Source organism: Clostridium sp. UBA7339 (assembly GCF_002470865.1).
GTDB lineage: Bacteria > Bacillota > Clostridia > Clostridiales > Clostridiaceae > Clostridium_J > Clostridium_J sulfidigenes.
In genome coordinates, this window is record NZ_DKPI01000011.1 from 1 (window position 1) to 2,692 (window position 2,692).

The following is a 2,692-nucleotide window of genomic DNA, read 5'->3' on the forward strand; positions in this document are numbered from 1 at the left end:
GAATAACAAGTGTACGGAAAGGCATGGATATTTGTAGAGAAAATAATATAGATTTAGTTCTTGCATTAGGTGGTGGTAGTACTATTGATTGTGCAAAGGTCATTGCAGCAGGAATTAGCTATGAAGGTGATGCTTGGGATATAGTTTTAGATCCAAGTAAAATAAAGAGTGTAATTCCAATAGCAAGTATATTAACTCTTTCAGCAACAGGTTCAGAAATGGATACAGGAGCAGTAATTACCAATATAGAGACTAATGAGAAATTAGGAACAGGAAATCCAGAAATGGCGCCTAAATTTTCTATATTAGATCCAACATATACTTTTTCTGTACCAAAAAATCAAACTGCAGCTGGAACAGCAGATATAATGAGTCATATTTTTGAAGTATATTTTAATAATACAGAAGGAGCTTATATTCAAAATAGGATGGCGGAATCAATTTTAAAAACTTGCATTAATTATGGAAGAATAGCTATGGATGAACCTGAAAATTATGAAGCAAGATCAAATCTTATGTGGGCTTCAAGTTTAGCTATAAATGGACTTTTAACTTATGGAAAAGAAACTAATTGGAGTGTTCATCCAATGGAGCACGAATTAAGTGCTTATTATGATATTACTCATGGTGTAGGCCTTGCAATATTGACACCAGCTTGGATGGAATATGTTTTAGATGATAATACAGTAGATAAGTTTGTTGAATATGCTATTAATGTGTGGGATTTAGATAGAAGTAAAGAAAAATATGATTTAGCTAAAGAAGCTATAAATAAAACAAGAGAGTTTTTCATTTCATTAGATATACCTACTACATTAAGAGAAGTTGGAATAAATGAGGAAAAACTTGAAGAAATGGCAAATCAATCAGTAAGAAGAAGAAAAACAATAGGTAACTTTAAACCACTTAATGCTGAGGATGTATTAAATATATATAAAGCTGCTTTATAAGTTGAAGCTTTAATATAAGAAAATTAAATAAAAATAGATTGATAATAAGAAAGTGTATAAAATAATGAACCGCCCCCTGTCAAGTAGACAGGGTAAATAATATAAAATTATGCTGTTAAGGTGTGGCTTCTATATTCAATAGGAGCCATACCTTTTAGTTTCTTTTGTAATCTTTTTGTATTATAAAATTTTATATATTCATCAATAGCTTGTTCAAGTTCTTCAAAGGTTGAAAACTTTCTTAGATAGTACATTTCTGATTTTAAAGTACCCCAAAAAGCCTCCATAGGCCCATTATCAATACATCTACCTACCCTAGACATACTTTGCACTGCATTAATTTTATTTAGTTTCATCTTGAATGTTTTACATGTATATTGGAATCCGCGATCACTATGGAATAGTGGCGTTGCGGTCGGATTCGCTTCAATAGCTTTGTCTAAGGTATCAAAAACTAATTTATTATTGTTAGACTTACCTAATACATACGAAATAATACTATTATCTCCGAGATCTAGTATTGCACTTAAATAAGCTTTGCTTCCGTTAGTCATCTTAAATTCAGTAACATCTGTTAGCCATTTTTCATTTGGATTATCAGCTACAAACTTTCTATTTAATATATTTTCAGCTGTAATTTGTGGAGTACTTTGAATATATCTTTTCTTTCTTCTCCTAATAACAGCAGTAAGTTTTACAGATTTCATAAGCCTGTATATACGCTTATGATTATAGGTTGAATTTAGTATTCTATTTATATTTAACGTTATACGGCGATAGCCATAAATCCCTTTAACTTCTGAGTATAATTTAATAATTTCATCTAAAATAACTTTATTTTCTTTATCTCTTTCAGTTGCGGAACGATTTAACCACTTATAATAGGAAGCACGCCCAACTTTAGCACATTTACATAGTTCAGATATTGAATACCCTAATTCATGTAATTCTTTAATTGCAATATACTTATTTGTGGATGAAATAGTGTATTTATCTACCTCCTTTCTATCTCTTCTAATTTTTTTAAGAAATCATTCTCCATTTTTAAACGTCTATTTTCTGCTTCTAAAAGCTTTAATTGTGCAGAGAATTTTTCTGATTCACTTAATTCTTCAAAGGATTTATTTTTACCGCGTCTGTCGACTAGCGCGTTATATCCATCCTTATTGTATTTTTTTACCCAAGTATAAACTTGTTGATATGAAACATTAAATTTATTAGCAGTTAAATTATAATCGTGAGCGTTAGCAATACAAAATGACACTATTTCAATTCTTTCTTCATAAGTTGTTTTTCTTCCATTAGTCATAAGTTTATCTCCTTTTGTTGAATGAGATTTAAATATCTTATGACCATTATACTTCTTAATCCATTGCTGGAGAATACCAATAGCACTTATCTTATACTTAATACAAATATCATCTAATGATCCTTTACCATCAAGATAATCAATAACGGCTTGAGTTTTAAGTTGAGCAGAATAGGATGTATTATATCCTTTGTTTAATAAACCTTCTTTCCCAAAGGTTTTATATTTACGGACCCAAGCTGAAATAGCACTTTTGTAGATATTTAGTTCATTACTTATTTCAGATAAACTTTTTATACCTCTTAAATAATCTTCAACAGCTTGGACTTTTATCTCGGTTGATACTTTTGATTTTCTTGACATAAAAAAATCCTCCCATTATAGAACAGTTTTATTATTTTAACTGTCTACTATAATGGGAGCATATCATAAA

3 protein-coding genes are annotated in these 2,692 nt (G+C 29.8%); 1 reads left to right on the top strand and 2 read right to left on the bottom strand.

Annotated features, from left to right (window positions below; genetic code table 11):
• Positions 1 to 950: iron-containing alcohol dehydrogenase (locus B2S02_RS11765; protein WP_346920741.1), on the top strand; the 950-nt coding region annotated here is incomplete at its 5' end.
• Between the two features lie 107 nt (positions 951 to 1,057).
• On the opposite strand, the gene B2S02_RS11770 is transcribed toward B2S02_RS11765, so the two are convergent.
• Positions 1,058 to 1,969, bottom strand: coding sequence for an IS3 family transposase (locus B2S02_RS11770; RefSeq protein WP_346920742.1), 912 nt, complete (start codon positions 1,967 to 1,969; stop codon positions 1,058 to 1,060).
• The gene (locus tag B2S02_RS11775) at positions 1,945 to 2,622 is read right to left on the bottom strand and encodes a helix-turn-helix domain-containing protein (protein ID WP_008676308.1); all 678 of its coding nucleotides are present in this window, start codon (positions 2,620 to 2,622) and stop codon (positions 1,945 to 1,947) included. Before B2S02_RS11775 ends, B2S02_RS11770 begins: the two co-directional genes overlap by 25 nt.
• Between the last annotated feature and the right edge of the window lie 70 nt (positions 2,623 to 2,692).